Genomic DNA, 24826 nt, shown 5'->3' with positions numbered 1-24826 from the left:
CCTCATAATACGGCCCATTAGGAGGTGCCATGAGCAACCCGCGTTATCCCGAAGAATTCAAAATCGAAGCCGTCAAACAGGTGACCGAGCGAGGTCTGCCGGTGGCTGAGGTAGCTGCTCGCTTGGGCATGTCGACCCACAGCCTGTATGCCTGGGTGAAGCGCTACAGCAAGCCCCAAGAGCAGCGAGCGCAAGAAGACGATCAACACGCTGAGTTACGTCGCCTGCGTGCCGAACTCAAGCGCGTGACCGAAGAGCGAGACATCCTAAAAAAGGCCGCCGCGTACTTTGCCAAGGAGTGCGGCTGAAGTACGCCTTCATCAATCAGTTATCCGCAGACTATTCGGTTCGCCGCCTGTGCCTGACCCTGAAAGTACATGCCAGCGGTTACTACGCTTGGCTGGCAGAGCCGAACTCGGCACGAGCTAAGGATGATCAGCGGCTGCTGAGTTTGATCAAGCACTCCTGGTTAGAGAGCGGTGGAGTCTATGGCTACCGCAAAATCCATGACGACCTGCGTGAGCTTGGAGAACAGTGCGGCAGGCATCGCGTTGCTCGACTAATGCGCCAGGAAGGCCTGCGTTCGCAGACGGGATATCGGCGGCGTCCAGGACGTTATGGCGGCAAGCCTCCAGCGGCCTCACCGAATCATCTTGAGCGTCGATTCAATGTCACCGAGCCCAACAAAGTCTGGGTTACGGACATCACCTACATCCGCACCTATGAGGGTTGGTTATTTTTGGCGGTGGTGCTCGATCTGTTTTCGCGGCAGGTAATCGGTTGGTCGATGAAGCCACAGATGACCAGCGATTTGGCTATTGATGCATTGCTGATGGCGGTTTGGCGGCGTAAGCCAAACCAAGAGGTGATGATTCACTCAGACCAAGGTAGTCAGTTCAGCAGCGGTGACTGGCAGAGTTTCCTGAAAGCCAACAACTTGCTTGGCAGCATGAGTCGACGTGGCAACTGCCATGACAATGCGGTGGCGGAAAGCTTTTTCCAGCTGCTGAAGCGGGAGCGGATCAGGCGAAAGATCTACAGCACCAGGCAGGATGCTCGCGCTGATGTTTTCGATTACATCGAGATGTTCTACAACCCAAAACGCCGGCACGGTTTCAACAATCAGCTGTCGCCGGTAGAGTTTGAAAAGCGCTATTTCCAGAGCCTGGAGAGTGTCTAGAAAACCTGGGGCGATTCAGTCTTCAGCCGCGAAAATATCCATCGGCGCGTTGAGCCAAAGACCTTCCAGGCGTGCATACAAGCTCTTCAGGAAGGCGCCCCATTCTGCTTCCGCGTACTCCCGTTCGCCGTTATCGGTGATGCTGACGTTGCCAGTAGGGGGGGCTGGACGTCGGAAATATGCCGCTTTGACATCGGATCCCTGAAGCACTGGTCCCTCGAAGGACAGTGACCAGGCGTTTCTGGGAAATGCAGTCATTGTGCAGCGGGCCGTCGATAGCTCTTCGGTGTTCAGACGGAAGAAGGAAGTCTGCCGGCGCTTCAGCTCGGCCACGACGTAATCGACCGTGATGTCGCGGCGATTTGTGACTAATAACAGCATTCGTTTTCCCTAACTTGATCCGTCCTGGTCAGCAATGAAACCCAAAGGACTGGAAGCCGTCATCGTCTGCTTCCTGTTGAACCTTGGTCTTGGTGACCAGCTCCAGCAGTTGGCTTGCTGAGTAATTGTCATCAACCTCTTGAACCGATTCAGTTTTGGTCACTAGCTGTAAGAGGTTGCTGTACCCCGTGGGCCGGGTGTCATCGTCACTCTCGATTTGCTGATGGGTCTTGGTCATCAGTTCAAGCGCAAGGTAGGAATCGTCATCTTCCTCTTCGTGCGCTCGCGTCTTGGTCAGCAACTGCGAGAGCGCCTGCTCATTGATAATGGGCTGTGTGCCTTGCTCTGTGTCGACCACCCACATTTTCTGTTGCTCGCAGTAATATCCCGGAAGCCGATCTTCACCTGTGCGAGGTATCCCAGCCTTGGCTAAGAAAGGCGATATGTTTCTCTCGCTGCGGGAGGGGCGAGTGTCCGTATTGATCGTATCGTGCATGCACCATATCCATTGAGATCGGTTTCTGTAGGCTGGCCTGATGCTACTTTGATGTTAATTACCGGACAATGCCCACAAGGAATGCGTTTGGATTACAAGTCGTTCATTAGGAGCAGGGTGGAGCCCGGGGGACTGGGCACAATGCACTGCCGGCAGTGGGTTTCGCTACTCTTGACGTCCGCTTTTGGCTGATTCTGTTGAAAAAGTAGGGTCAGCGGCAGCCAGACGGTTGGGTGTGCCTGTAGTTGAAGTGGCTGCAAGCTACTTCAAGTTGCCTTTCGGCGTTTGCCGGCTGGCATCAGCCTTGATGATGCTGGCGTCGACGGCGAAACCTTCCCCCTTTACCAGGCCGGCCGCCATGCAGCGCCGCAGCACCTCATTGAACAACCAGCGGAACAGATCGCTGTCACGGAAACGGCCGTGGCGATTCTTCGAAAAGGTCGAGTGATTGGGTACTTCGTCTTCCAGACCCAGCCGGCAGAACCAGCGATAGGCCAGGTTTAGATGTACCTCTTCGCACAATCTCCGCTCGGAACGGATGCCATAGCAGTAGCCGACGACCAGCATGCGCACCATCAATTCCGGATCAATCGAGGGGCGCCCGATGGGGCTATAGAAATCCGCCAGGTAGAGGCGCGCAGATCACTGAGATCCAGACACTGGTCGATGCTGCGCAGGAGGTGTTGGGTTGGGACGTGATCTTCCAGATTGAACGAGTAGAACAGGCGCTGCTGCCCTCTCGGTAACTGTCCCATCATGCTGTTCGCCCCCACACTCGCTGACAGAGCAATTCTGCCGACGGCATGGGGAAGCAGCTACTTTTTCAACAGAATCGGCTAGAAGCAGCCTGTCACGAACAGCAGCTTATGCTACCGAGTCCGGCAGCCACCGATCCCTGTACGGGCCAACCGTCACCCCTCGAGCCATAGCAATGAGGAAGTACTAAGTCAGAAATGTGGACGAACTACCTGACCAGCAGGTACATAGGGTGGTTTTCGGATTGTCGTAAAAACGCAGACGGTCAAGGGGTGTGAAAACTTGGCTCGTGGCTAGCGACTAAGGATAGCGATTGAATCAGTGGCAGGTTGACCTATCAAAAACGCAGAGCGAAGAGATAGAGCACGAGGTGGTGCGCCAGAGCTTTACTGCAGAATTTAGTAAGCTGTATCGCGGAGAGCTTCATGTGCACATGAACGGAGCGATCCCGGTATCGACCATTCAAGACATTCTTGCGGACGAATTAACAGAGCTGCCGTCTGGCTTTCTAATTGAGCGGGATCTGTTGCGGCACACGCCGTGTCAGTCACTGGCGTCATACCTGACCCCTTGGCAAGTGTTGCGGCTCTTTCCTAAAAAACGCGAAAACCTGGATCGTCTTTCCCTTGCAGTCGTCACGAGTCTCGCGGAGAACAATGTGCGCTTTGTGGAGCTCCGAAGCAGCGTTTTGTACCTTGCTACTCTGCAAAATTGCTCACCCACACAAGCCCTGGAACGCCTCATAGAATCGTCCAGAGCCGCGTCGGACCTCTTCGGCATGCGTCTCGGCTTGATCCTCACGGTGACGCGCGGCGATTACAGCTCGGTTGGTTTGTCTGCACTTCTGCAAGCGTATCAAAACCTCGGTGAACCGGATGAAGTGGTGGGGCTTGATCTGGCAGGTGACGAGGAAATTGCGCATCCAGCTGAATTACCGTCACTGTTTCGGAAGGCGAAAGATCGGTTCGGACTCGGGATCACCATACATGCAGGCGAAACCGGTCGCGTGGACAACGTTCGAGCAGCCGTGGAATTGTTTGGCGCAGATCGTATTGGCCATGGAACAGCAGCCAGCAAGGATCCTCATTTGCTAGACCTCTTGGCAAAGCAGGATATCTGCGTCGAAGTATGCCCAATTAGCAACCGGCTCACCGGAGCTGTTCCTGTCGACGAGGCCCATCCTCTGCTGGAGTTTCGGCGTCACCAAGTCCCCTTTGTAATTTGCTCGGACAACCCGGCGATTCATCAGCGAGGCCTAGCGGATGATCATACGACGGCGATGATTGAGGGACTCTCCGCTAGTGATATTTACGAGCAGTTCGACGTCGCCAAACGGTATTCATTCATAGAGGGTCTAGATTGAAAATTCGATTCATGTCCGGAAATCAGCACAAGGTCACTGAGGTGCAGCGAATTCTTGCCCCTGTTGGGGTAGAAGTCGTATCGGTGTCGCGCAAAATTGAAGAGCTGCAGACCGAGGATGTTGACCGCTTGGTGCGGGACAAGTTGACCAAGGCATTCGAGGCTATAGGTCGTCCTCTTTTCGTCGAGCACACAGGACTCTACTTGAGCGGTCTCAATGGGCTTCCAGCAGGTTTAACCCAGATTTTCTGGGATAAGCTGGAGGCAGATCGATTCGTTAAGCTTGTAGCTGGTCTCAAAGATGCCGCAGTAATCGCAAAGACGGTGCTCGGGTATTGTGATGGGCGCGAGATTCGTCTTTTCGAAGGCTCCATCGAAGGAACTGTGCCACTCGTACCGGCCGGTCCAACGGACTTTCAATGGGACTGTGTTTTCGTCCCGAACGGGCACACCCAAACTTTCGCTGAGATGGGATCGGCTAAGGACGCTATCTCAATGCGCCGCAAAGCACTCGACCAGTTCGCCGAATATCTCAAAACTTGTGGGGGCATAAGATGAACGCTGAGTTACTACGTGCATATCAAACCGGCAAGCTGATGCTTTTTGTAGGTGCTGGGGTGTCTGCCAATCTTAGCCTGCCTACTTGGGGTGAACTAATCGCGCGCATTGCTCAGGACTTGGGCTATGACCCAAAGATCTTCTCCACTTATGGAACGCCGCTAGCGCTTGCGGAGTACTACAAGAGGAAAAAAGGTAGTTTGGGGCCGCTTCGGAGTTGGATGGACCGCGAATGGCACAAGTCCAGTACAGATATCGCTGCATCCGAGATTCATCGTTTGATTGCTCTTGGACGATTCTCGCGGATCTACACTACCAACTACGATCGATGGCTGGAAATGGCCCACGACAAGTACGAGGTGCCATACGACAAGATTGCAAGCGTTGCCGACCTCGTATCTGCTACTGAGGGTCGGCGTCAGATTGTGAAATTCCATGGAGATTTCGATGACGAGGCATCAATCGTACTTGATGAAACCAGTTACTTTCAGCGATTGAATTATGACTCTCCGCTGGACATCAAGCTCAGCAACGACGTCTTGGGAAATTCCGTTCTCTTCATCGGATACAGCATTTCGGATATCAACATTCGACTCCTGTTTTATCGCTTGACTGAAATGTGGGGGCGCTCGGTTCTGCCATCTGCCAGACCGAAGTCCTACGTCTTCATGAATCGACCAAACCCTGTGGCACGGGAAGTATTGGGTCAATGGGGAATTGAGATGATCGTCTCGGAGGAGGATGACCCCAAGAAGGCGCTCACGGACTTTCTTCAGGAATTGGTGAGCTAGGAAATTTGGTCGCGACCTGAGGGGTTAATATTTATCCCTCATGGCGAGAGTGGGCATACGAGCGGCAGCTTTTGGCCGACTCCGTGGAAAAGGAGACCGTAATGGCCCGGGCTAGCGAATGGGAGCTTTGCCCCTTGCAGGTTTGCGGGCATGCTGTGAGCGAGACGTGGCAGGAGGAATGAGCCATGAACCAGGGAGCACTCCGGCCAGAGGTGCTGTCGGCCGCTGAGCTTATCGACTGTCTGTGTCCCGCGAACGGGGCGCCCTATTCGGTTGAGCACTATGCCGAGATCTTTGGCCTCAGCCCTGCCGTGTTTGCCGGTCAGGTCGCGGCCTATCGTCGCAGCCAACCAAATGCGGCCAGCGCATCCGATGCCGAAGCGACACAACGTTTTATCGCGGATGTCCTGCGGGTGATCTTGGCCGTAGCCGAGAGCGGAGTCGCCGTCGAGCGGGCGATCACTTGGTTTCGCCTCGAGCCTTTACCGACCTTCGAACAGCAGACCGCGGAGCAACTGGTCAGTCAGGGCCAGGTTGAACGAGTGCTGCAGTTTCTGGCCTCCTGGCAGGCGGGAAGTCAGGGATGAGTCGTGATGGCCAACGGCAGGTCGATCATCAATCGGCCTACCACTCCTGCTATCGCACGGTCCTAGACACTGTGGATGCGCGTTACGACGTTCGCGGTTCTGTGCTGGCAGAAATGGTGAAGGCCTGTCTGGCGCACCGCGCCATACTGCCCGCAGCGCAACGGGCGTATTTCACGCAGCACGCACCAGAGGAAGCGGTGGCTTATTTGGAAAAGTTCACTGCCACGCTGTTGTTTGGTCCCCAGGGACGCTTTTCGCCGCAAGAGTACCGCTACTCATGAGCGGCCGATTCCGTAAGTCATAGAGCAGGCCGGCTCAGCTTGGACTCACGCGGCTTGGCCGGGACCACTGCTCGATTGCCTGCGATGTAATCACGTGACGAGGACATGACCATGGGTGACCTCAACAGCTGGCGAGTGGTCTGCCAAGACCCCGGAGACGGTAGTGGTGAGGCCATCATCGAGCTGCCTTCCGAGTTGCTGGATAGGCTGGGATGGATCGTGGGGGATGAGTTGATCCTTGAGCGTGTCGAGGGTGTGCTGTCCTTGAAACTTAAGCACCCGCCTGGTGAGCCAGCCGAGTAGACCTGCCCATCGTAATTTTTTTGATGTATCTGGTTGTATGAGCTGTGGGGCCTGTTGATCGGAAACCGTCCCACCCGCGGACACCTCACGTCGATGCCGTGACATGGTTTGCCTGCACACATCAGGTCTGGAGGGCAAGGTCGCTATTACGGCGCGCTCATGAAATTCCGGTCGACCTCATCCTCCCTTTCAGTGCCGCTCCAGATCCGACTCAGCCGATAACAGTACTTGGATCACGAGCAGGTCATACAGGCCGCGTGCCGGATGTAGCAAATAGTGGACATCGTTCTCTACCTTAAACAAGGTTACGCTCGCATGGGGAGTCAATGCCCCGTGCGCAGCAGATCCATGGCTGGATCTGCAACCGGTGGGCACAGAGTTGACGAGCTGGCGAATCAGCCTGCTAGACAACCATGAACATTCGCCTCGATCTTGGCTGTGGGTCGATGAACATGCGCTCAAAGGTGGCTCCCTTCGATGCCCTGAAGTTCATGAGTTCCAGCGAGAACACCTTGGCCAATGTCGCCGAATATCTCAAACACTATACCTTGTGGCGTTGCTGTTCTCGGACCCAGTCGATTCTTGACCGTTCGAGCTGTTGGTGGAATGAAGATGTGATGGTCGGTTCTACCGGAATCTGGTGAGCGGCGGGTAGCATTGCCCTAGAGCGGCACCGATACGCCCAGCTTCCTCTCGGGAGAAACGTATGCCAAGAAAAAAGCGCCTTACCGAACGCGAGATTCGGAATCTTGAAGACGAGATTCCAGCAGTCGCCGCAGATGCGACTCGCGCGGCCTATCTGCGAGCGCTCGCAGCCGGGCATACCGTCATGAAGGTGCAGGGCAGCTACCTCGTTGAAACCAAAGCCGACGGATCCGCGATTGTCGTGGGCAACGCCAAGCCCCGCCGCAAGGTGAGCGTTGGCCATGCTATCCAGGTTCGGCGGGTAAGTGCCAGCGCCTAGCCTCCGCGTCTTAAGGTATCTCGGTGGCAGTGTTTGGTGTTATCCAAAAGCAAGCGAGGGGCCCCGCAGAATAGTGCTGTCGGCGCCCCATGTTTTCCCCTTTCAGCACATGCTCAACTGTCCTGTCATCCATCGAACCGGGCTGGTCTTGTGTTTGCTGGAGAGCGATGTACTGCTCTTCAGGGCTTCAAGCTGCCCATCGATGATGTGCGCTATCACAGGTAGCGCGGCGAGTGTCTGGAGATTCGATTGGCGTGAATTGGTCATTGTTGCCCCGGCGTTATCGGCGGCGACCACTCTACGCCCTCTTCGAGGATCGGATGGCTTTCGCTCACGACGATTAACGGCTTGTTCCGATTCTCCAGCGCGAACATGGCGATGGAGCCGTCGGCATCCGCCGCCGGCACTACCCCGTGCGGGGCAAGCTTGCCTACCCAGACGTATTGCCGCGTCTCCAAACATGCAAGGTAGTACGAAATACCCATGCTTCCTCCGAATTAGAATTAAGTCTTTTGCTGCGCTAAAACCTTGCCCAATGCCATGGTGAAGTCGTTCTTGAACACTCGACGACTGTTCATAGCATCGACTAAGAACCCCGGCGACCCACCTTCCAACCGTTCTCCGCCAAGCATCCCTCAGGTACAGCGTGGGCCAGCGCATCGCGCTCCAAGTCTAAGAGATCGACAGCAGTACCTCCGTGTCCGGCCTTGACGACGCGGTGTGTCGTTGGTCAATGACGATGTGATGTTGGACTGGTCATTTTGTCGCTATGCCAAGTATCGCTTATCGACTTGCTCGCGTAGCGGCAGGTGATGGTGATGGTGATGGTGAGGTTTACTGTTCCTGGTATCGGCTCATGATGTGGTTGTGGGGCATGTGCTGTTGACCGGGGCTGGTAGGGTCTGCTTGATCCAGATGGTGTGACCATCTCCTACTCCACGTAGAGGAGCATGAGGATTGTTTCGCAACACTACTTCGCAGCCAGAATACGATCCTGCGAAGCACTGATCCGACGTGACTGGGCCAAAGTACTTCGATAACAGCGCGACTGACCTGTCTTTTCTCAGGCGCGAGTATGCGAGCGGGAAGCTAGCATTGGCTTCTAAATCCCTGATCAGCAGTTTCGCTTACAAAAGCCGCCACCAGTTGAAAGCGCGCCGGGAAATGCACCCGGTCGCGGGCCCGGGCGATGACGATCTGCCCCGATTCCAACGGCTCGCGCAGCACCTCCAATACCTTGCGATCGAACTCCGGCAGCTCATCGAGAAACAGCACGCCATGGTGGGCGAGGGTGATTTCCCCGGGTTGCGGTTTCGAGCCGCCCCCGACCAGCGCCGGCCCCGACGCCGAGTGGTGGGGCTGGCGGAAGGGACGCTGCGGCCAGTGGCTCAGGGGAGCGTGGCTGCTGACCGACTGGATGGCGGCCACTTCCAGGGCCTCTTGCTCCTCCAGCGGCGGCAACAGGCCGGGCAGGCGGCTGGCCAGCAAGGTCTTGCCGGTGCCCGGTGGGCCGCTGAACAGCAGGTTGTGCGCACCGGCGGCGGCCACCAGCAAGGCACGCTTGGCGGCCAGTTGGCCCTGCACTTCACTCAGGTCGGGGTAGGGCCGGTCCTGCAGGAGCAGGCCGTCCGAGGCGTAGGGCGCGATCGGCACGGTGCCGTTGAAATGCGCGGCCGCCTCGAGCAGATGCTCGACGGCAATCACCTTCAGCCCCGACGCCAGGCAGGCTTCCTCGGCGTTGGCACGCGGCACCATCAGCGTGCGCCCGGCCTGGCGCGCGGCCAGGGCCGCCGGCAGCACGCCGCGCACCGGGCGCACCGCGCCGGACAACGCCAGTTCGCCCAGGCATTCGACCTGTTCCAGGGCCAGGGTCGGCACCTGCACGCTGGCGGCGAGAATGCCCAGGGCGATCGCCAGGTCGAAGCGCCCGCCGTCCTTGGGCAGGTCGGCCGGGGCCAGGTTGAGGGTGATTCGCCGCGCCGGGAAGTCGAAGCCGGCATTGAGAATGGCGCTGCGTACCCGGTCCTTGCTTTCCTTGACCGCCGCTTCGGGCAGGCCCACCAGGGTCAGCGCCGGCAGGCCGTTGGCCAGGTGGACCTCGACCGATACGGCCGGCGCTTGCACGCCGCTCTGGGCGCGGCTGTGGACGATGGCCAGAGACATGACTCGTTCCTTGAGGCTGGGGAAACCGCATCCTGCGGTTGTGCAAGCCTAGCCCCGGGCGGGGGCTTGTCGCGCCAGTAAATGGACTCAGGATGTTGCGGCGGGCGGCTCAGCCGCGCCAGTCGTGGGACCAGCCCGGCTGGGCGATGCGCTGTTCGTACAACGCAATGTCCGACGGATTGTCGACTTCCACCCAGCCGCCACGAACGGCCACGGCGGCAATGGCGGTGCCGGCCTGGAGCAGGGCGCGCAGCAGGCTGGTCATGTCCAGCTTGTCGATCTGCGCATCGCTCATTTCGGCCAGCAGTGCCTTGACCTGGCTCCAGCCTTCGGCGGTGAACTTCAGGAGTCCCATGTACTGGCCTTCGATCTCCTCGCGGCGGGCAGCCTTTTCACCAATGCCCAGCAACTGCCCGGCCTGTTGGCGAAAGGTCTCGGCGTCGCTGAGGGGATCCTCGAAGCGCGCCGACCACAGGTCCCACCAGTCGAGGTCGTAGGTAATGCTCAGGGGCGCCTGGGAGGCGATCAGGTCGCGGACGATGTCCGGGCGATAGACGATGTCGCCATAGCACACCAGGGTCGACCCACTGGACAGCAGGCTGTCGGCGCGCAGCAGGCTGCGCACCATGTTGCTGGTGGCCCAGTGGGCGTTGTAGAGGCGGCTGTGGCCGTAGCTTTCGAGGGCTTCACGGCAATAGCCACTGACCAGGTGCACCGCGTCGACACCGGCGCTTTCCAGGGCCTGCAACTGCCACTCCAGCAATGGCTTGCCGGCCAGGCGGGCCAGGGGCTTGGGTTGTTCGGCGGTCAGGTCTTGCAAGCGGGAGCCGCGGCCGGCGGCAAGGATTACAGCTTTCATGTCGGGTCACTCAAATAGCCAGTGGCACAGTTGTCGATCGGCTTCGCCCAGTGTCGCTTCGCGTTCGGGGTGCCACATGATGCCGGCCAGCTTGAGGCGGGTATGCACCAGGGCTTCGCAGGTGCCGTTGGCATCTACGGCCCAGCGCCGCAAAACGCCGGGCAGCGGTTCGAGCAGCTGTTTGCCGTGGAAGGAATTGACCGTGCGCGAGGCAGGCTGGCCCTGGAGCCAGGGCAACTCGTCGACGGCCAGCACGGTGATGGGGTGGCGCTGTGCGACGTGTACCTTGCGGTCGGCATCGGCCAGGTCACCGCCAAAGAAGCGGTGGATCAGTTGCAGGCCGCGGCAGACCCCCAGTACCGGCAACCGCTCGGCCACGCAATGGGCCAGCAGGGCCTGTTCGCTCTGGTCGCGCAGCGGGTCGCCGCCGAGGTCGTCGCCCCCGCTGAAAATCACCCCTTGCACGCCGTGGTCACGGGCATAGGCCACGGTGTCCTCGCCGAGGTTGGGCAGCAGCAGCCATTGGTTGCCGCAGCCGAGTTCGGCAAAAAAGCGATACCAGTCCCTGGCCAGGCCATCGCGCGGTTCGTGGTAGGCCTGGGGGTTGCAGGTCCTCAGGCTGATGCCGAGACGTTTCATGGCTGCACCGGGTTCAGGGTCTTGTCGCGGCAATTGAGGGCGATCCGCGGGCTGCGCAGGATGCGGTTGAACAGCTGTTCGCCGCAACCGATGGCCGCCGGAATGCCGAACTCGGCGCAGCGGATGGCCATGTGCGAGTTGGCCCCACCGTATTGGGTCACCAGCCCGGCGATGCCGCGGGTGAAGACCCAGTCGTAGCCCGGGTCGGCATTTTCGATGCAGACGATCTTGCCCTTGAGCGGCGCCGAGGCCGGGGTGTCCTGGCGCAGCTCCAGGCCGGCGGCCTCGACATTCTGCCGGGTGATGAAGTTGGGCAGGCTGCGGTGCAGCGGGGCGACGAACACATCGTCGACCGCGCTGATCAGGTGCCCGAGTTTCAGCGAGATACCTTGTTCATAGCTGCGGCGCGCCTGGCTGGCCGACTCCAGCAGGACCCGGTCGGTATCGTCCATCAAGGGCGCGGTGAGGCTGTCGAGCAGCGGGTGGATATCGAGAAAGGACAGGTCGTCCCGGGCCAGGCCGACGTCGGCGCCCCAGCTCACCAGCAGTTGCAGGGCATCGGACAGGTCGCGGGTGAACACCAGCTTGGCGTATTCCCGGGCCTGGATGGCCTGGCTGGCGTAGCCCAGCAGCTGTTCGGCCGACAGCGGCCAGTGCTGCTCGTCGAGCAGCGCCTGCAGGGCCTGGCGCTCCGCGGGCAGCAGCTGGAATGGTGCCTGCGGGCTGTCGCCGGGGTTCAGTTCGACGTTCGCGACGGCGAACAGGTCGTGGCGTTCGTCGTAGCGCAGCGAGGTGATGTCATAGGTGCCGGGGCGCAGATGGCCGAACTTGGCGACGAAAGCCGGCAGTGTCCGGGCATCGGAGCAGACCTGGGCGTATTCGTGGGTCAGTTCGGTGGTGACGGTCTGGATCGACTGCTTCCAGGCCAGCAGCCGATCCTGGCTCAAGGCCCCGCGGCGGCAGGCCGAGCGCAGCAGCGCTTCGGCGATGAAGGCATGTCGCGCGAGCATGGCGAACGGCAGCGTGCCGTGTTCGCGGCACTCCAGCAGCAGGCGGTCGATGCTGTCGAGGTCGGCGGGCATGGCGCCCAGGCGTCGTTCCTGCTGCCGGCGCTCGTGGGCACGCACCTGTTCCAGCAAGGGCGCCAGCGCGCCGGCGCCGTCTGCGCTCAGCGCCTGCCGGGTCAGTCGGTCGAGGGCTGCGCGATAGTCCTGCCGTTCGGTGGCGCTGAAGCCGACGCCGTAGCGCCCGGCGAAGTCGCTGTCGAAGGTGAAGTCCAGGCAGGTCTGGACAATCTCGAATTCGACCTTGTCGTGCCATTGCGGGTGGGCTTGCAGGCGCTGCAACCAGGCGTTGACCAGCTTGTCGCACAGCCCGCCCTCCAGCCCCGCCGGCAGGAACGAGTTGAAGCTGCAACGCACGTCGATGTACGGATGGTGGCCGAGCATCACCATCAGGGCCTGGTGCCGGGGGGGGTGATAGCCCATCAGGGCGCGGGCTTCGCGCCAGGTCGAGTCGGTCACCAGGCGGCGATACAGCGAGGCGGCCAGCGGACGCGGGGTGGTGCCGATGATCTCCGCGGGATTCCAGTCGGGCATCACCCCCAGCAGGGTGGTGTCGCCATGCAGTCCGGCCTGGGGAGCCAGGCGCTTGCCCAGGAACCGCTGGATATGTTCGAGCTGGCGCGCCACCCGGCGTTCGGTGACCGGATGCCAGGTGTTGCACAGCGTGATGCGCCGTACTTGCAGCACATACACCTGCTGCTGGTGATCGACGGCGAATTCGATGTCCAGCGGCACTTTGCCACACAGCTCTTCCAGCTCCCGGCAGGCATCGATCACCGCTTGCAGGCGCGGGGAACGCAGCTGTTCCCTGGCGGTATCGCGGTAGACCAGTACGGTTTTCTGGATGCCCTGGCCGCCGGTGATGGTATCGGTCAATCCGCTCTCGTCGTCGTAGTTCACCACGTAGTACGGGGCGCCATGCTCCAGGTCATGGGTCATCACCACGCCGCTCATCTGGATGCTGGTGAGCATCGGCTGGATGAGGATCTGATTGTCGTCGTGATGATGCTCGCCGAAAGAGGCGATGACCTGTTCGATGGCGCCGCTGAGGATTTGCGGGTCGGTGAAGCTGACGTTCAGGCAACTGCTGAACTGGCCGGCCATCGAACTATTGAGGCCATCTTCGTTCTGCGCGCTGCTGCGCACGATCACGAAATGACCGTCATGCTCCATCCCGGCAATGCTCGCCAGCACATGCGCAGGCGCATCCCGCCATTGGCGGACGGTGAAGAAGCACAACGGCAGGATTTGCGACTGGCTCACCCGCAGTTGCAGGCGCTCCAGGGTTTCGGACTTGGTGCCGAAACGAATGGGTGCCGCGATGGCCTGGTTCATGGCGCTTCCCCATGCTTGTCCACCGCCAACAAGGCCAGGTGCTTGAGCAAGGGATGAATGATGAAGTAGGGCGGTTGCTCGGCTTCGGCTGGCAACGGCTGCAGCGCCTGGGGGCCTGTTTCGCGCCAGCGCGTCAGGACCTGGACCAGCAAGTCGGCGCGGATCGCATTGTCGTACAGGTAGTCGATGTCCAGGCCGGCAGGAGGCAGCGGATAGCTTTTGCGCGCCAGTACCGGGCCGGTATCGATCTGCTCGTCGAGCAGCAAGGCGCTGGCGGCGCATTCGCGCCGTTCGACGATCTGGTAGTAGATCGTCGTGCTGCCGCGATAGTCCGGCAGCCAGCCGGAGTGGATATGCAGTACCGGGTAGCGGTTCAGCAGCGCCGCGGGCACCAGTTGCCCGCCGTAGCCGGAATAGACCAGCAGGTCCGGTGCCTGGCGGGCGATGCATGCCAGCAGGTGCGGGTCGTCGAGGCTTTGCCCCGGGCACGTTTCATGGGGCCAGCCCAGGGTCGCCAGGCAGGCGTCGAGGTCCTGGCTCAGGTCGGGGCAGAACACCCCCGCCAGGGGCTGCACCCGCAGGTCGCGGGTGGTTTGCAGGGGGCCGCCTCCCTGGCCATAGACAATCACCGCTTCAGGCTCGATGCCGGCGGCGGCCAGGCCTTGCAGGTAGGCGACCGAACGCGCCGTGCGGGCGCACAGGATGAGCAGGCGAGCGCGACTCATAGGCCGGCCTCCCGTGCGACGTCGGCCACTACCTGGCGTTCCTGGGCCAGCAGCCAGGCCAGGCCGGCACCCTGGTCCGGCTGCAGGCGCTCCAGCTGCGATACCAGGGTGTCGGTCAGTTTGAGCAGGCCGCTGAGGTAGCAGGCCGCGCCGCTTGCCCGCCAGCCATGCAGCATGCATTCGGCCAACAGCAGATAAGGCTGCACGGACGAATAGCCGCTGTGCGGCAAAGGGCGGTGCGGTGCGTGGGCCTCGTACCCGGCATACAGGCGCTTGCTCACTTCGAATTTCTTCAGCAGGCGGGGCAGCCAGTAGCTCGCCAGAGGGCCGGTAACGCCGCTGCCCGCCCGCATTTCCAGGCACAGGTGGCCGAGCAGCGCGACGCTGTCTTCGGCGTGTGCCGGGCCTTGCGGTTGCACAGTGGCGAGGGCCGGCGCCGGCAACCGGGCGCTCGCGGCCAGGCGAGAGTCGCGCCAGGCAACGACGAAGGCGGCGCCATGGAAGCTGCTGTAACGGTAGGTCTGCGGGTTCTCCAGCAAATCCCCTTCGCTGTAGGTGTAATTCAGCATGGCGACGGATACCCGCAAAGCTGGCGAATACGTGCCACGTAGCCCGGGATGTCGTCGGGCTCGTGACGGTTGTGCAACACCAGGTCCGGGCGTTGCGGTGGCAGGTATTCGATATCCACGCCCACCACATTGTTCTGCTCGCCACGCAGGGCGGATTGGTACAGGCCTTTGTTGTCGCGGCTGATCAGGGTGCTCAGCGGCACATCGACGAAGACTTCGCGGTAGCTGGAGAAGCGTTGCCGGTTGTCGTCGCTGATGTCCTGGAACATCGACAGGATGCAGCAGACCACATCGATCCCCTGGCTATCGAGCCAGCCGCACAGGGCCTGGATCCGCTCGGCGTTGACCCGGCGCCCGGCGAGGCTGTAGGCATCCGCCCGCTGGTCATGGCGAAACAGGGCGCGGATCTCGTCGCCATCGACCAATACCGTCTGCGGCCGCTGCGCTTTCAGGCTGGCATACAGGGCCCGGCCAATCGTGGTCTTGCCCGCGCCCGACATGCCGACCAACCAGATCACCATGGTTTCACCCCTGCTTGAGTATGTTTTCGATGTTTTGCAGCGCCAGCACCACCAGTTCCGCAGAGAAACCATAGCTGGGCGCGAAATAGTGGCGGCGCAGGCGTTGACGGACTGCCGCCTGTTCCTGCCACAGGCATTCGTCCTCCAGTCGGTCGGCCAGTTGCCAGCGCGCCTCGGGGTCGAGGTTGACGATGTCGTTGCGCAGCAGCACATCGGGCGACTCCTCGCCGGTCAGCGCATCCCGCCCGGCGTCCGGCACGTTCAACAGCAACAGGTTCTTGTCCAGGTACAGGGCGCCGAAGGCCGTACCGCCGTAGTCCGACACCACATAGTCGGCGCAGCGGAACAGCGTGAGGTTGTCGTAGACCCGGGTAATCACCGCAGTGAACCGGTAGCGCTCCAGCACCGCCAACGCCTCGGGGTCGGCCTCGGCTGACAGCGGGTGGGTCTTGACGATGACGTTGTAGCGCTCGCACAGCCCGGCCATGGCGTCGGCGAAACGGCTGATCGATGACAGCTCCAGCCAGGTCGGCAGCCAGAGCACGGTCTTTTTCGTCGGGTCCAGGGCCAGGTCGGGCGGATGCGCACCTTGCAGCCAAGGCTCGCGGAAATAGGCGTCGTAGCGTGGGTAGCCCATCTGGAAGGTGACCGCATTGCAGCATTGGCGCATGCGCTCGGCCTGCCAGGGACCGAAACACAGGATCAGGTCGTAGTGCTGGTTCCAGTCGGAGAAGTTGTGCCTGGCCTTGCCCAGGGCATACATGAAGCGCACCTGCCGGTGGCCCAGCGCCTTGATGATCGGCTGTGTCCCGTGGTCGAACATGCTGTGGTTGGAGACCACCACCTCATAGCGGTGCCCGGAGTTGATCGCATCCAGGCTGCCATGGCAGCGGTAGCCCAGCCCCTCGATGAGCGTACGACTTTGCGTGCGTTCTTCGCGGGAACCATGCAGCACCACCTCGAAAGCATCGGCCCCCAGCAGGCTCCAGACCGCTTGATAGTGATTGACCATTTCGGCGGTGTGGACGAAGAAAGCCAAGCGGCTGGAGGGAACTGGCGCGGTCATGGGGCTACCTGGTACGCAACGGAGAATAAGTCGAGGCAAGCGTTCGCGCGGCGTGACGGGATGCCGGGGCATGGCCGGGCCGAGTCACAGGCGCTGGGCATGTTATCGGCGTAGCGCAGAGGAAATGAACCGGCAGGACGGAAAATCTTTGCTGGTACAGGCCAGGCTCGAACGATGGCCAATGCATGCGTTCGAGCCTGTGCCGGAAGAGGGCGCTGGAACGCTTACTGCTTGTTCGTGTCGAGCCTGGCTTCGAGCTCGGCCACCTTCGCTTCCAGGCTTTCCAGGCGTGCGCGGGTGCGGGCCAGGACCACCATCTGGCTGTCGAATTCTTCCCGGCTGACCAGGTCCAGCTTGCTGAAGCCACTTTGCAGCAAGGCTTTGAACTGGCTTTCGATTTCAGCGCGGGGCAGGGGCGTGTCGCCACTGAACAGACGGGCGGCATGGCCGCTCAGGGCGTCGAGAAGGTCTTTGGGCGCGAGCATGGGAAAAGTCCTGAAAAACAATGGCGCGCAGTGTATCACGCACGCTCTGCGGTCAATTGCACGGGCTTGGTGCACGCTTTTCGCGCATTGTCTCGGGCAGCGGCGCACCGTTGTTGTGCGTATCCGCGGCGATGATGGCGAAGTGGTTTTCGAAGGGCTGGCCAAGGGGTTGAAATCAGTGGGTTTTCACGAGATGGCAAGGTTTCTGCTTAGACGCTGATGACCCATGCACTGATGCAGTCGCTGTGACGAATGCAGTGCGGCAGACGGAGCGGGGGAAGTGTTTCGTCAGGAGTGGTTAGCTGGCGTCGGTCTGGCCGAGGAGGGCCGACGATGCGTTACAAAGCCAGGCACTGCGCTTAGACTTGAGTCGGGTTTGTTTTCCTGGGGCAAGTCCACCAATTCGGGAGAGAGTTTCATGAAGCTAGTCACTGCCATCATCAAGCCGTTCAAGTTGGACGACGTGCGCGAGTCGCTGTCCGAGATCGGCGTGCAGGGCATTACCGTTACTGAGGTCAAAGGCTTCGGCCGGCAGAAGGGTCACACCGAGCTGTATCGCGGCGCGGAATACGTGGTCGACTTCCTGCCCAAGGTGAAGATCGACGTCGCCATCGACGACAAGGATCTTGACCGGGTCATCGAGGCGATAACCAAGGCTGCCAACACCGGCAAGATCGGCGACGGCAAGATCTTCGTGGTCAATCTGGAACAGGCTATCCGCATCCGTACCGGCGAAACCGATACCGACGCCATCTAAGCCGCCCCAAACCCAACGCCCCAGGAGAAAACAATATGACTCTGCGTAAAATCGCAGGGCTAGGAGCCCTTTTGTCCCTCGTAATGCCTGGCCTGGCCATGGCGGCAGACGAAGTGGCAGCCCCAGTCCTCAATTCCGGTGACACCGCCTGGATGCTGACCTCCACGGCCCTGGTGCTGTTCATGACCATTCCTGGCTTGGCGCTGTTCTACGGCGGCATGGTGCGCTCGAAAAACATTCTTTCCGTGATGATGCAGTGCTTCGCCATTACCGGCCTGATCAGCATCCTGTGGGTCATCTATGGCTACAGTATCGCGTTCGACACCACCGGCATGGAGCAGGGCGTCGTCAACTTCAACTCCTTCGTCGGCGGCCTGGGCAAGGCTTTCCTGGCCGGTGTCACGCCCGCCAGCCTGGTCGGCCCGGCGGCGCTGTTCCCTGAAGCGGTCTTCATCACCTTCCAGATGACCTTCGCCATCATCACGCCGGCGCTGATCGTCGGTGCCTTCGCCGAGCGGATGAAGTTCTCCGCGATGCTGATCTTCATGGCCATCTGGTTCACCCTGGTCTATGCGCCGATCGCGCACATGGTCTGGTCCGGCAACGGCGGCCTGATGTGGGACTGGGGCGTGCTGGACTTCGCTGGCGGCACCGTGGTGCACATCAACGCCGGTATCGCGGGCCTGGTGGCCTGCCTGGTGCTGGGCAAGCGCAAAGGTTTCCCGACCACCCCGATGGCGCCGCACAACCTGGGTTACACCCTGATGGGCGCGGCCATGCTGTGGGTCGGCTGGTTCGGCTTCAACGCCGGTTCCGCGGCTGCCGCCAACGGCACCGCTGGCATGGCGATGCTGGTGACCCAGATCGCTACCGCGGCGGCGGCCCTGGGCTGGATGTTCGCCGAATGGCTGACCCACGGTAAGCCAAGTGCCCTGGGTATCGCTTCGGGTGTGGTGGCGGGTCTGGTGGCGATCACCCCGGCCGCCGGCACCGTGGGCCCGATGGGCGCCCTGGTGATTGGCCTGGCGGCGGGCGTGGTGTGCTTCTTCTGCGCCACCAGCCTGAAACGCAAGCTGGGTTACGACGACTCCCTGGATGCCTTCGGCGTGCATGGTATCGGCGGGATCCTCGGCGCGATCCTCACCGGTGTGTTCGCCGCACCTTCGCTGGGCGGCTTCGGCACCGTGACCGATATCGCCGCGCAAGTGTGGGTCCAGTGCAAAGGCGTGGGCTTCACGGTGATCTACACCGCGATCGTGACCTTCGTCATCCTCAAGGTGCTGGATGCGGTCATCGGGCTGCGTGTCACCGAGGAAGAAGAGTCGGTTGGCCTCGACCTCGCGCAACACAACGAGCGCGGTTACAACCTGTAATCGCCCGAGAAAAAATGCCCGGCTTGCCGGGCATTTTTTTGCCTGGAGTTTGTCATTTCCAGATAGCGCAAAGGTTTTTTCCAGAGCTTGTCAGCCAGTTCGACGATGGCTTTTTTTTCGGGTCAATGACTTACAGCACTGGAGGAATATTCGACACTTTGTTTTTTTCCAGAGCGCGCTAGAATGCGCGCCGAATGTGCGGAGAACTGTATGTGGCAACAGACTCTGATAACCCTGCGGGCAAGGCCCCGGGGCTTTCATCTGGTAACGGACGAGTTGCTCGCCGGCCTGCCTGAACTGAAGGCATGTCGGGTCGGTCTGTTGCATTTGTGGCTGCAGCATACCTCGGCCTCGTTGACCATCAACGAGAATGCCGACCCTGCGGTTCGTCGTGACTTCGAGCGTTTCTTCAACACCCTGGTGCCACAAGGCAAGGCGGGGTACGAACATGACGACGAAGGGCCCGATGACCTGCCGGCGCACTTCAAAGCCAGTTTGCTAGGCTGTCAATTGAGCTTGCCGGTAGCGGCGGGTCGCTTGGCGTTAGGCAGCTGGCAGGGCGTTTATCTGGGCGAGCACCGTGATCATGGCGGTGCCCGCAAAGTCCTTGCCACCTTGCACGGTGATAAGGCATAAGCCGCTGGTATCAGTGGATGTTGATTTTTTTCCAGCGGCCTTCGACAGTCGGCTCAGCTGGGCTATAACTAATCTGCTTTTCGCAAGTCATGAGGTAGAACATGAGCGACGATGATCTGGAAAACGACGACCTCGAAGTAGGCGACGAAGACGAAACCGAAGAAGGTCTTGAAGCGGCCGCCGAAGATGTGGCGGAAGACGATGGCAGTGATGCGCCTGCCCCGACCGCCAAAGGCAAGGCCAAGGCTGCCGTCTCGGTAGACGAGCTGCCGAGCGTCGAAGCCAAGAACAAAGAGCGTGACGCACTGGCGCGCGCCATGGAGGAGTTTCTGGCCCGTGGCGGCAAGGTGCAGGAAGTCGAGGCCAATGTGGTTGCCGATCCGCCCAAGAAGCCTGATAACAAGTACGGTAGCCGGCCTATCTGAGCGCCCGCCACTTGCTTGCTGAAAAAGCCCGCCGTCGCTGCGGGCTTTTTCATGGGCGCCGTTTTTTCGGGATCGTGGGGCTGCGGACTGTAGGCGCGAGCCGGCTCGCGATAGCGTCCTTTCAGGCGCCGCTGTGCCAGCGCGCCAGCAACTTCGGCAACTCGGTCAGGCTGCGGATTTCCGCGTCTGGCCGGCGCTCGGCCTCCCAGGTCTTGCCGGCCGGGTTGAACCAGATGGCCCGCAGGCCCGCCTGCTGTGCCCCGGCGATATCGTCGCCCGGGTGATCGCCGATATGCACGGCAGTCTCCGGCGTGGCCTGGCCCCGCTGCAGGGCCTCGTGAAACAGCCGCGAGTCGGGTTTGGCGATACCGATGTCTTCGGCGCACAGGGCGAACTTGAAGTAATCCGCCAGCCCCAGGCGACGTACGTCGGCGTTGCCGTTGGTGACCACGCCCAGCGCGAAGTGGTTGGCCAGCGCTTCCAGGGTCGGTTGCACCTCGGGAAAGATCTCCAGCTGGTGGCGCGCCTGCAGGAACACTTCAAAGCTCTGGTCGGCCAGTGCGTTGGCTTGCTCCTGGTCGTAGCCGGCCTCTCCCAAGGCATGGAACAACACCCGGCGGCGCAGGGCGCTGATGCGGTATCTGAGCCCAGGCTCGGCGTTCAGCACGCGTTCGCGAATGGCCCACAGATGCTCCACCGGCACGCCGCCCAGCCGCGGCGCATGGTCGGTCAGCCACTGGCGCAGCACGGCTTCGGCGCTGACGATCACGGGCGCGGTATCCCACAACGTGTCGTCGAGGTCGAAGGTGATCAGCTTGATCGTCATTACTCATCGCCCTTGTTGCGTTTGGCCCGTGGATGGGCGCTGTCGTAGACCGCCGCCAGGTGCTGGAAGTCCAGGTGGGTATAGATCTGGGTGGTCTTGATGTCCGAGTGCCCCAGCAGCTCCTGGACGGCGCGCAGGTCCTGGGAGGACTCCAGCATGTGGCTGGCAAAAGAGTGCCGCAGCATGTGCGGATGCAGGTTCTGCCCCAGCTCGCGTTCGCCGGCGGCCTTGACCCGCAGCTGGATCGCCCGCGGGCCCAGCCGTCGGCCCTGTTGGCTGACGAACACCGCGTCGTCCGGCGGGTTGCTCAAGGCTCGCAGTGGCAGCCAGAGCTGCAGCGCCTCGCGAGCCTTCTTGCCGATCGGCAGCACCCGCGTCTTGCTGCCTTTGCCATGCACTTGCACCAGGCCGTCGGCCAGGTCCAGTTGTTCGAGGTTGAGGCTGGTCAGTTCCGACAGGCGCAGCCCGGAGGAATAGAACAGCTCGAGAATCGCCTGATCGCGGTGCGCGAGGAAGTCATCCTCGACCGCGCCGTCGAGCAGTTGCAGGGCGCGATCGGTGTCCAGAGTCTTGGGCAGGCGCCGTTCGCCCTTGGGCGGCGCCAGGCCGTTGGCCGGGTCGTGATCGCACAGGCCTTCGCGGTTCAGGTAGTGGTACAGGCCGCGCACGGCGGAGAGCAGGCGCGCCAGGCTGCGGGAGGATTGGCCCTGCTGGTGCAGGCGCGCAATCATGCTGCGCAGGCCCTGGATGTCCAGGTCGGACCAGCTGGCCACCTGCTGCTTGGCACAGAAGGCCAGCACCTTGTCGAGGTCGCGGCGGTAGGCCTGCAGGGTGTGGGGCGACACTTGGCGCTCACTGCGCAAGTGCGCGCAGTAGGCGTCCAGTTGTCGTTCCATGGTCAGCGAACCGAGCGCAGCGAGTGGGTGAAGCGTGGCACCACGCGGCCCATGACTTCGGCGATATAGCTGAGGAACAGGGTCCCGACCGAGCTTTTGTAGTGCTGCGGATCGCGGCTGGCGATGGCCAGTACGCCGTGGATGCCTTGATGGGCAATGGCGACCACCGCGCTCGAACCGATCTGCTGGCGCTGTTCTTCGCCGAACAGGAAGTCCAGCTCATGCTCGCGCAGGCTGCCGCTGACGCTCTTGCCTTCGGTCAGCAAGCCGCCGATGGCGGCCTGGGCGTCGGCCGCGGTGACCCAGCGGCCCACTGGCGTGGCGCTGTCGTTGAACAGGATCAGGCTGACGAAGGGCACCTGGAAATCCTGGCGCAGGCTGTCTTCGACGCTCATCACCACATCTTCGAGGCTGGTGGCATCCATCAGCGCGAGAATCAGGCGGCGGGTCTTCTCGAAGAGCCGATCGTTGTCGCGGGCCACGTCCATCAACTGCGAAAGCCGGTGGCGCATCTCGATGTTGCGCTCGCGCAGGATCTTCATCTGCCGTTCCACCAGCGAGATGGTGTCGCCGCGCTGATGGGGAATGCGCAATGCCGGGAGCAGTTCTTCATGCTCGACGAAGAAGTCCGGATGGGCCTCCAGGTACGCGGCGATCGCCGCGGCCTCCAGGTTTTCGGAAGGTGACTCGTCGGGCTTTTCGGCTGGAACCTGAGGCTTATCGGTCATGGTTTTCGCTCATTCAAAGACGCACCTGTCCTTCGTATACGCGCACTGCCGGGCCGGTCATCTTCACCGGTTGGCCAGGGCCCGCCCATTCGATGGACAGGCGCCCGCCCGGCAGGTCGATCAATAGCGGCGAATCCATCCACCCCTGGCTGATCGCGGCCACTGCGGCGGCGCAGGCACCGGTACCGCAGGCCTGGGTTTCCCCGGCACCCCGTTCCCAGACCCGCAACTGCGCGCGCTGACGGTCGATGACCTGGATAAAGCCGACATTGGCCCGGGCCGGGAAGCGCGGGTGATGTTCGATCTTCGGGCCCAGCTCATGCACCGGCGCGCTGTTGATGTCGCTGACCCGCAGTACGGCATGGGGGTTGCCCATGGACACGGCGGCCATCTCGATGCTCTGGCCGTCGACGTCGACGTGATAACTCAGGGCCTGGGCGGGCGCCACGAATGGAATCTGTTCCGGCACCAGGCGCGGCGCGCCCATGTCCACGCTGATCTGGCCGTCGTTGCGCACATCCAGTTCGATGATGCCGCTCTTGGTCTCGACGCGGATCTGGCGCTTGGTGGTCAGGCGCTTGTCCAGGACGAAACGGGCGAAACAGCGCGCGCCATTCCCGCATTGCTCCACTTCGGAGCCGTCGGCATTGAAGATCCGATAGCGGAAATCCACGTCCGGGTTGCTGGGCGCCTCGACAATCAGCAACTGGTCGAAACCGATACCGGTATTGCGATCGCCCCATTGCTTGGCATGTTTGGGCAGGATATGCGCGTGCTGGCTGACCAGGTCGAGGACCATGAAGTCATTACCCAGGCCGTGCATCTTGGTAAAACGCAGCAGCATGGTTTTACTCCGGCAGCAGGCTTTCGCCAGCGAACAACTCGGCTACCGTCTCGCGGCGACGCACTTCAACAGCTTCTTCACCATCGATCAGCACTTCGGCAGCGCGACCGCGGGTGTTGTAGTTGGAGCTCATGACGAAACCGTAGGCACCGGCCGAATGCACGGCGAGCAGGTCGCCTTCTTCCAGCGTGAGCCGACGCTCCTTGGCCAGGAAGTCGCCGGTCTCGCAGATCGGGCCGACGATGTCGTAGGTGCGTGCCTCGCCGGTGCGCGGCTGTACGGCGCTGATATCCATCCAGGCCTGGTACAGGGCCGGACGGATCAGGTCGTTCATCGCGGCGTCGACGATGGCGAAGTCCTTGTGTTCGGTGTGTTTGAGGTACTCGACCCGGGTCAGCAGGACGCCGGCGTTGGCGACGATGAAGCGTCCGGGTTCGAAGACCAGTTCCAGGTCACGGCCGTCGAGGCGTTCGCGTACCGCCTTGACGTAGTCGGCGGCCAATGGCGGCTCTTCGTCGCGGTAACGCACGCCCAGGCCGCCACCGAGGTCGATGTGGCGCAGGTAGATGCCGCACTCGCCCAGGCGGTCGACCAGGTCCAGCAGGCGGTCGAGGGCGTCGAGGAAGGGGGCCAGGGTGGTCAGTTGCGAGCCGATATGGCAATCGACGCCGATCACTTCCAGGTTCGGCAGCTGGGCTGCGCGGATGTACACGTCTTCGGCGGCGGCGATGGCGATGCCGAACTTGTTTTCCTTGAGGCCGGTGGAAATGTACGGGTGGGTGCCGGCGTCGACGTCCGGGTTGACCCGCAGCGAGACCGGTGCGCGAACGCCCAGCTCGGCGGCGACCTGTTGCAGGCGCTCCAGCTCGTCGCTGGACTCGATGTTGAAACAGTGCACGCCGACTTCCAGGGCGCGGCGCATGTCGTCGCGGGTCTTGCCGACGCCGGAGAACACGATCTTGTCCGCCGCACCGCCAGCCGCCAGGACGCGTTCCAGCTCACCCCGCGAGACGATGTCGAAACCGGCGCCCAGGCGCGCCAGGACATTCAGTACACCCAGGTTGGAGTTGGCTTTTACCGCGAAGCAGACCAGGTGCGGAATGCCGGCGAGGGCATCGGCGTACGCGCGGTACTGCGCTTCGATATGTGCTCGGGAATAGACGTAGGTCGGTGTGCCAAAGCGTTCGGCAATGGCGGACAACGCTACACCTTCCGCGAACAGCTCACCGTCGCGGTAGTTAAAAGCGTCCATGGGG

At 61.5% G+C, this 24826-nt stretch carries 29 protein-coding genes and 2 pseudogenes; 13 read left to right on the top strand and 18 right to left on the bottom strand.

What is annotated here, in order from left to right:
• Positions 1 to 29: 29 nt before the first annotated feature.
• Positions 30 to 1180, top strand: a protein-coding gene (locus TO66_RS30500) for an IS3 family transposase (protein ID WP_088540460.1) whose coding sequence is annotated in 2 segments (ribosomal slippage) — positions 30 to 273 and positions 273 to 1180 — 1152 coding nt in all. Because the reading frame shifts where the segments join, the coding sequence is not laid out codon by codon here.
• Between the two features lie 15 nt (positions 1181 to 1195).
• Here the strand turns inward: TO66_RS30500 and TO66_RS30495 are convergent.
• The 3 genes and pseudogenes from TO66_RS30495 to TO66_RS33065 all read right to left on the bottom strand — a co-directional run.
• Complete coding sequence (locus TO66_RS30495; RefSeq protein ID WP_044466192.1) at positions 1196 to 1561, bottom strand: MvdC/MvdD family ATP grasp protein; 366 nt, start codon at positions 1559 to 1561, stop codon at positions 1196 to 1198.
• A 28-nt stretch (positions 1562 to 1589) separates the two neighbouring features.
• A complete protein-coding gene (locus tag TO66_RS34070) occupies positions 1590 to 2057 on the bottom strand; it encodes a hypothetical protein (protein WP_019396500.1) in 468 nt (155 codons plus the stop codon).
• Positions 2058 to 2342: 285 nt separating this feature from the next.
• Positions 2343 to 2815, bottom strand: a pseudogene (locus tag TO66_RS33065) (transposase); the annotation flags it as partial.
• Between the two features lie 311 nt (positions 2816 to 3126).
• On the opposite strand from TO66_RS33065, the gene TO66_RS30480 reads away from it, so the two are divergent.
• The 8 genes from TO66_RS30480 (at position 3127) to TO66_RS30450 (ending at position 7659) form a co-directional block, all read left to right on the top strand.
• Positions 3127 to 4176 (top strand): adenosine deaminase, encoded by a 1050-nt coding sequence (locus TO66_RS30480; RefSeq protein ID WP_003109824.1) that lies wholly within the window; start codon positions 3127 to 3129, stop codon positions 4174 to 4176.
• On the top strand, positions 4173 to 4733 hold the full coding sequence (locus TO66_RS30475; RefSeq protein ID WP_025986878.1) for a non-canonical purine NTP pyrophosphatase: 561 nt from the start codon (positions 4173 to 4175) through the stop codon (positions 4731 to 4733). The genes TO66_RS30480 and TO66_RS30475 overlap by 4 nt, the downstream gene beginning before the upstream one ends.
• Positions 4730 to 5524 (top strand): SIR2 family protein, encoded by a 795-nt coding sequence (locus TO66_RS30470; RefSeq protein WP_003118060.1) that lies wholly within the window; start codon positions 4730 to 4732, stop codon positions 5522 to 5524. Before TO66_RS30475 ends, TO66_RS30470 begins: the two co-directional genes overlap by 4 nt.
• A 185-nt stretch (positions 5525 to 5709) precedes the next feature.
• A complete protein-coding gene (locus tag TO66_RS30465) occupies positions 5710 to 6111 on the top strand; it encodes a hypothetical protein (RefSeq protein WP_003109821.1) in 402 nt (133 codons plus the stop codon).
• Positions 6108 to 6392 carry a hypothetical protein gene (locus tag TO66_RS30460; protein ID WP_003109820.1) on the top strand — a complete coding sequence of 95 codons (285 nt, stop codon included), beginning with the start codon at positions 6108 to 6110 and terminating at the stop codon, positions 6390 to 6392. The genes TO66_RS30465 and TO66_RS30460 overlap by 4 nt, the downstream gene beginning before the upstream one ends.
• 111 nt (positions 6393 to 6503) lie before the next feature.
• Entirely contained in the window at positions 6504 to 6695 is a 192-nt protein-coding gene (locus TO66_RS30455; RefSeq protein ID WP_003109819.1) for a hypothetical protein, read from the top strand.
• Positions 6696 to 7108: 413 nt separating this feature from the next.
• Positions 7109 to 7339: a hypothetical protein gene (locus tag TO66_RS33550; protein ID WP_153274562.1), complete on the top strand. Its 231-nt coding sequence runs from the start codon at positions 7109 to 7111 to the stop codon at positions 7337 to 7339.
• A 62-nt stretch (positions 7340 to 7401) separates the two neighbouring features.
• The gene (locus TO66_RS30450) at positions 7402 to 7659 is read left to right on the top strand and encodes a hypothetical protein (protein WP_003109818.1); all 258 of its coding nucleotides are present in this window, start codon (positions 7402 to 7404) and stop codon (positions 7657 to 7659) included.
• A gap of 263 nt (positions 7660 to 7922) precedes the next feature.
• Here the strand turns inward: TO66_RS30450 and TO66_RS30445 are convergent, their stop codons facing one another.
• From TO66_RS30445 to TO66_RS30400, 10 genes and pseudogenes are all read right to left on the bottom strand, one after another.
• On the bottom strand, positions 7923 to 8144 hold the full coding sequence (locus tag TO66_RS30445; RefSeq protein WP_003109817.1) for a hypothetical protein: 222 nt from the start codon (positions 8142 to 8144) through the stop codon (positions 7923 to 7925).
• A 649-nt stretch (positions 8145 to 8793) separates the two neighbouring features.
• Positions 8794 to 9822 (bottom strand): annotated as a pseudogene (locus TO66_RS30440) (YifB family Mg chelatase-like AAA ATPase); the annotation flags it as partial.
• A gap of 109 nt (positions 9823 to 9931) precedes the next feature.
• Positions 9932 to 10681: a phosphocholine cytidylyltransferase family protein gene (locus tag TO66_RS30435; protein ID WP_044465731.1), complete on the bottom strand. Its 750-nt coding sequence runs from the start codon at positions 10679 to 10681 to the stop codon at positions 9932 to 9934.
• 6 nt (positions 10682 to 10687) lie between these two features.
• On the bottom strand, positions 10688 to 11320 hold the full coding sequence (locus TO66_RS30430) for a gamma-glutamyl-gamma-aminobutyrate hydrolase family protein (protein WP_044465730.1): 633 nt from the start codon (positions 11318 to 11320) through the stop codon (positions 10688 to 10690).
• Positions 11317 to 13719 (bottom strand): PEP/pyruvate-binding domain-containing protein, encoded by a 2403-nt coding sequence (locus tag TO66_RS30425; RefSeq protein WP_044465729.1) that lies wholly within the window; start codon positions 13717 to 13719, stop codon positions 11317 to 11319. The genes TO66_RS30430 and TO66_RS30425 overlap by 4 nt, the downstream gene beginning before the upstream one ends.
• Positions 13716 to 14444, bottom strand: coding sequence for a formyltransferase family protein (locus tag TO66_RS30420; protein WP_044465728.1), 729 nt, complete (start codon positions 14442 to 14444; stop codon positions 13716 to 13718). Before TO66_RS30420 ends, TO66_RS30425 begins: the two co-directional genes overlap by 4 nt.
• Entirely contained in the window at positions 14441 to 15013 is a 573-nt protein-coding gene (locus TO66_RS30415) for a hypothetical protein (RefSeq protein ID WP_044465727.1), read from the bottom strand. The genes TO66_RS30420 and TO66_RS30415 overlap by 4 nt, the downstream gene beginning before the upstream one ends.
• Positions 15007 to 15534, bottom strand: coding sequence for an adenylyl-sulfate kinase (locus TO66_RS30410; protein WP_044465726.1), 528 nt, complete (start codon positions 15532 to 15534; stop codon positions 15007 to 15009). The genes TO66_RS30415 and TO66_RS30410 overlap by 7 nt, the downstream gene beginning before the upstream one ends.
• A gap of 4 nt (positions 15535 to 15538) precedes the next feature.
• A complete protein-coding gene (locus TO66_RS30405) occupies positions 15539 to 16600 on the bottom strand; it encodes a CDP-glycerol--poly(glycerophosphate) glycerophosphotransferase (RefSeq protein ID WP_044465725.1) in 1062 nt (353 codons plus the stop codon).
• Positions 16601 to 16824: 224 nt separating this feature from the next.
• Positions 16825 to 17085, bottom strand: coding sequence for an accessory factor UbiK family protein (locus tag TO66_RS30400; RefSeq protein ID WP_044465724.1), 261 nt, complete (start codon positions 17083 to 17085; stop codon positions 16825 to 16827).
• Between the two features lie 418 nt (positions 17086 to 17503).
• Between TO66_RS30400 and glnK the strand changes: the two genes are divergently transcribed.
• The 4 genes from glnK to sutA all read left to right on the top strand — a co-directional run bounded on the left by glnK (position 17504) and on the right by sutA (position 20276).
• The gene (gene glnK, locus TO66_RS30395; protein WP_002555808.1) at positions 17504 to 17842 is read left to right on the top strand and encodes a P-II family nitrogen regulator; all 339 of its coding nucleotides are present in this window, start codon (positions 17504 to 17506) and stop codon (positions 17840 to 17842) included.
• Between the two features lie 35 nt (positions 17843 to 17877).
• Positions 17878 to 19215 carry an ammonium transporter gene (locus tag TO66_RS30390; RefSeq protein ID WP_044465723.1) on the top strand — a complete coding sequence of 446 codons (1338 nt, stop codon included), beginning with the start codon at positions 17878 to 17880 and terminating at the stop codon, positions 19213 to 19215.
• A gap of 210 nt (positions 19216 to 19425) precedes the next feature.
• The gene (locus TO66_RS30385) at positions 19426 to 19851 is read left to right on the top strand and encodes a secondary thiamine-phosphate synthase enzyme YjbQ (RefSeq protein WP_044465722.1); all 426 of its coding nucleotides are present in this window, start codon (positions 19426 to 19428) and stop codon (positions 19849 to 19851) included.
• A gap of 101 nt (positions 19852 to 19952) precedes the next feature.
• Complete coding sequence (sutA, locus tag TO66_RS30380) at positions 19953 to 20276, top strand: transcriptional regulator SutA (protein WP_044465721.1); 324 nt, start codon at positions 19953 to 19955, stop codon at positions 20274 to 20276.
• A gap of 121 nt (positions 20277 to 20397) precedes the next feature.
• On the opposite strand, the gene TO66_RS30375 is transcribed toward sutA, so the two are convergent.
• From TO66_RS30375 to lysA, 5 genes are read right to left on the bottom strand one after another with little or no spacing between them, the layout of a single operon-like run.
• Positions 20398 to 21102, bottom strand: coding sequence for an HAD family hydrolase (locus tag TO66_RS30375; protein WP_044465720.1), 705 nt, complete (start codon positions 21100 to 21102; stop codon positions 20398 to 20400).
• The gene (xerC, locus tag TO66_RS30370; protein WP_044465719.1) at positions 21102 to 21998 is read right to left on the bottom strand and encodes a tyrosine recombinase XerC; all 897 of its coding nucleotides are present in this window, start codon (positions 21996 to 21998) and stop codon (positions 21102 to 21104) included. Before xerC ends, TO66_RS30375 begins: the two co-directional genes overlap by 1 nt.
• Before the next feature lie 2 nt (positions 21999 to 22000).
• Complete coding sequence (locus tag TO66_RS30365) at positions 22001 to 22726, bottom strand: DUF484 family protein (RefSeq protein WP_044465718.1); 726 nt, start codon at positions 22724 to 22726, stop codon at positions 22001 to 22003.
• A gap of 13 nt (positions 22727 to 22739) precedes the next feature.
• On the bottom strand, positions 22740 to 23570 hold the full coding sequence (gene dapF / locus TO66_RS30360; protein ID WP_044465717.1) for a diaminopimelate epimerase: 831 nt from the start codon (positions 23568 to 23570) through the stop codon (positions 22740 to 22742).
• A gap of 4 nt (positions 23571 to 23574) precedes the next feature.
• On the bottom strand, positions 23575 to 24822 hold the full coding sequence (gene lysA, locus TO66_RS30355; protein ID WP_044465716.1) for a diaminopimelate decarboxylase: 1248 nt from the start codon (positions 24820 to 24822) through the stop codon (positions 23575 to 23577).
• Positions 24823 to 24826: the final 4 nt, after the last annotated feature.

This window comes from Pseudomonas sp. MRSN 12121, from assembly GCF_000931465.1.
Lineage (GTDB): Bacteria > Pseudomonadota > Gammaproteobacteria > Pseudomonadales > Pseudomonadaceae > Aquipseudomonas.
The sequence above is the reverse complement of the archived record's forward strand: the minus strand, read 5'-3'. Positions and strand labels throughout refer to the sequence as shown.

Coding starts and splice junctions, on each gene's coding strand:
- TO66_RS30385 (WP_044465722.1), top strand. CDS start 19,426: ATGTGGCAACAGACTCTGATAACCCTGCGGGCAAGGCCCCGGGGCTTT.
- TO66_RS30450 (WP_003109818.1), top strand. CDS start 7,402: ATGCCAAGAAAAAAGCGCCTTACCGAACGCGAGATTCGGAATCTTGAA.
- dapF (WP_044465717.1), bottom strand. CDS start 23,570: ATGCTGCTGCGTTTTACCAAGATGCACGGCCTGGGTAATGACTTCATG.
- TO66_RS30420 (WP_044465728.1), bottom strand. CDS start 14,444: ATGAGTCGCGCTCGCCTGCTCATCCTGTGCGCCCGCACGGCGCGTTCG.
- TO66_RS30495 (WP_044466192.1), bottom strand. CDS start 1,561: ATGCTGTTATTAGTCACAAATCGCCGCGACATCACGGTCGATTACGTC.
- sutA (WP_044465721.1), top strand. CDS start 19,953: ATGAGCGACGATGATCTGGAAAACGACGACCTCGAAGTAGGCGACGAA.
- TO66_RS30435 (WP_044465731.1), bottom strand. CDS start 10,681: ATGAAAGCTGTAATCCTTGCCGCCGGCCGCGGCTCCCGCTTGCAAGAC.
- xerC (WP_044465719.1), bottom strand. CDS start 21,998: ATGGAACGACAACTGGACGCCTACTGCGCGCACTTGCGCAGTGAGCGC.
- lysA (WP_044465716.1), bottom strand. CDS start 24,822: ATGGACGCTTTTAACTACCGCGACGGTGAGCTGTTCGCGGAAGGTGTA.
- TO66_RS30375 (WP_044465720.1), bottom strand. CDS start 21,102: ATGACGATCAAGCTGATCACCTTCGACCTCGACGACACGTTGTGGGAT.
- glnK (WP_002555808.1), top strand. CDS start 17,504: ATGAAGCTAGTCACTGCCATCATCAAGCCGTTCAAGTTGGACGACGTG.
- TO66_RS33550 (WP_153274562.1), top strand. CDS start 7,109: ATGAACATTCGCCTCGATCTTGGCTGTGGGTCGATGAACATGCGCTCA.
- TO66_RS30465 (WP_003109821.1), top strand. CDS start 5,710: ATGAACCAGGGAGCACTCCGGCCAGAGGTGCTGTCGGCCGCTGAGCTT.
- TO66_RS30405 (WP_044465725.1), bottom strand. CDS start 16,600: ATGACCGCGCCAGTTCCCTCCAGCCGCTTGGCTTTCTTCGTCCACACC.
- TO66_RS30410 (WP_044465726.1), bottom strand. CDS start 15,534: ATGGTGATCTGGTTGGTCGGCATGTCGGGCGCGGGCAAGACCACGATT.
- TO66_RS30460 (WP_003109820.1), top strand. CDS start 6,108: ATGAGTCGTGATGGCCAACGGCAGGTCGATCATCAATCGGCCTACCAC.
- TO66_RS30415 (WP_044465727.1), bottom strand. CDS start 15,013: ATGCTGAATTACACCTACAGCGAAGGGGATTTGCTGGAGAACCCGCAG.
- TO66_RS30400 (WP_044465724.1), bottom strand. CDS start 17,085: ATGCTCGCGCCCAAAGACCTTCTCGACGCCCTGAGCGGCCATGCCGCC.
- TO66_RS30445 (WP_003109817.1), bottom strand. CDS start 8,144: ATGGGTATTTCGTACTACCTTGCATGTTTGGAGACGCGGCAATACGTC.
- TO66_RS30365 (WP_044465718.1), bottom strand. CDS start 22,726: ATGACCGATAAGCCTCAGGTTCCAGCCGAAAAGCCCGACGAGTCACCT.
- TO66_RS30390 (WP_044465723.1), top strand. CDS start 17,878: ATGACTCTGCGTAAAATCGCAGGGCTAGGAGCCCTTTTGTCCCTCGTA.
- TO66_RS34070 (WP_019396500.1), bottom strand. CDS start 2,057: ATGCACGATACGATCAATACGGACACTCGCCCCTCCCGCAGCGAGAGA.
- TO66_RS30470 (WP_003118060.1), top strand. CDS start 4,730: ATGAACGCTGAGTTACTACGTGCATATCAAACCGGCAAGCTGATGCTT.
- TO66_RS30425 (WP_044465729.1), bottom strand. CDS start 13,719: ATGAACCAGGCCATCGCGGCACCCATTCGTTTCGGCACCAAGTCCGAA.
- TO66_RS30455 (WP_003109819.1), top strand. CDS start 6,504: ATGGGTGACCTCAACAGCTGGCGAGTGGTCTGCCAAGACCCCGGAGAC.
- TO66_RS30430 (WP_044465730.1), bottom strand. CDS start 11,320: ATGAAACGTCTCGGCATCAGCCTGAGGACCTGCAACCCCCAGGCCTAC.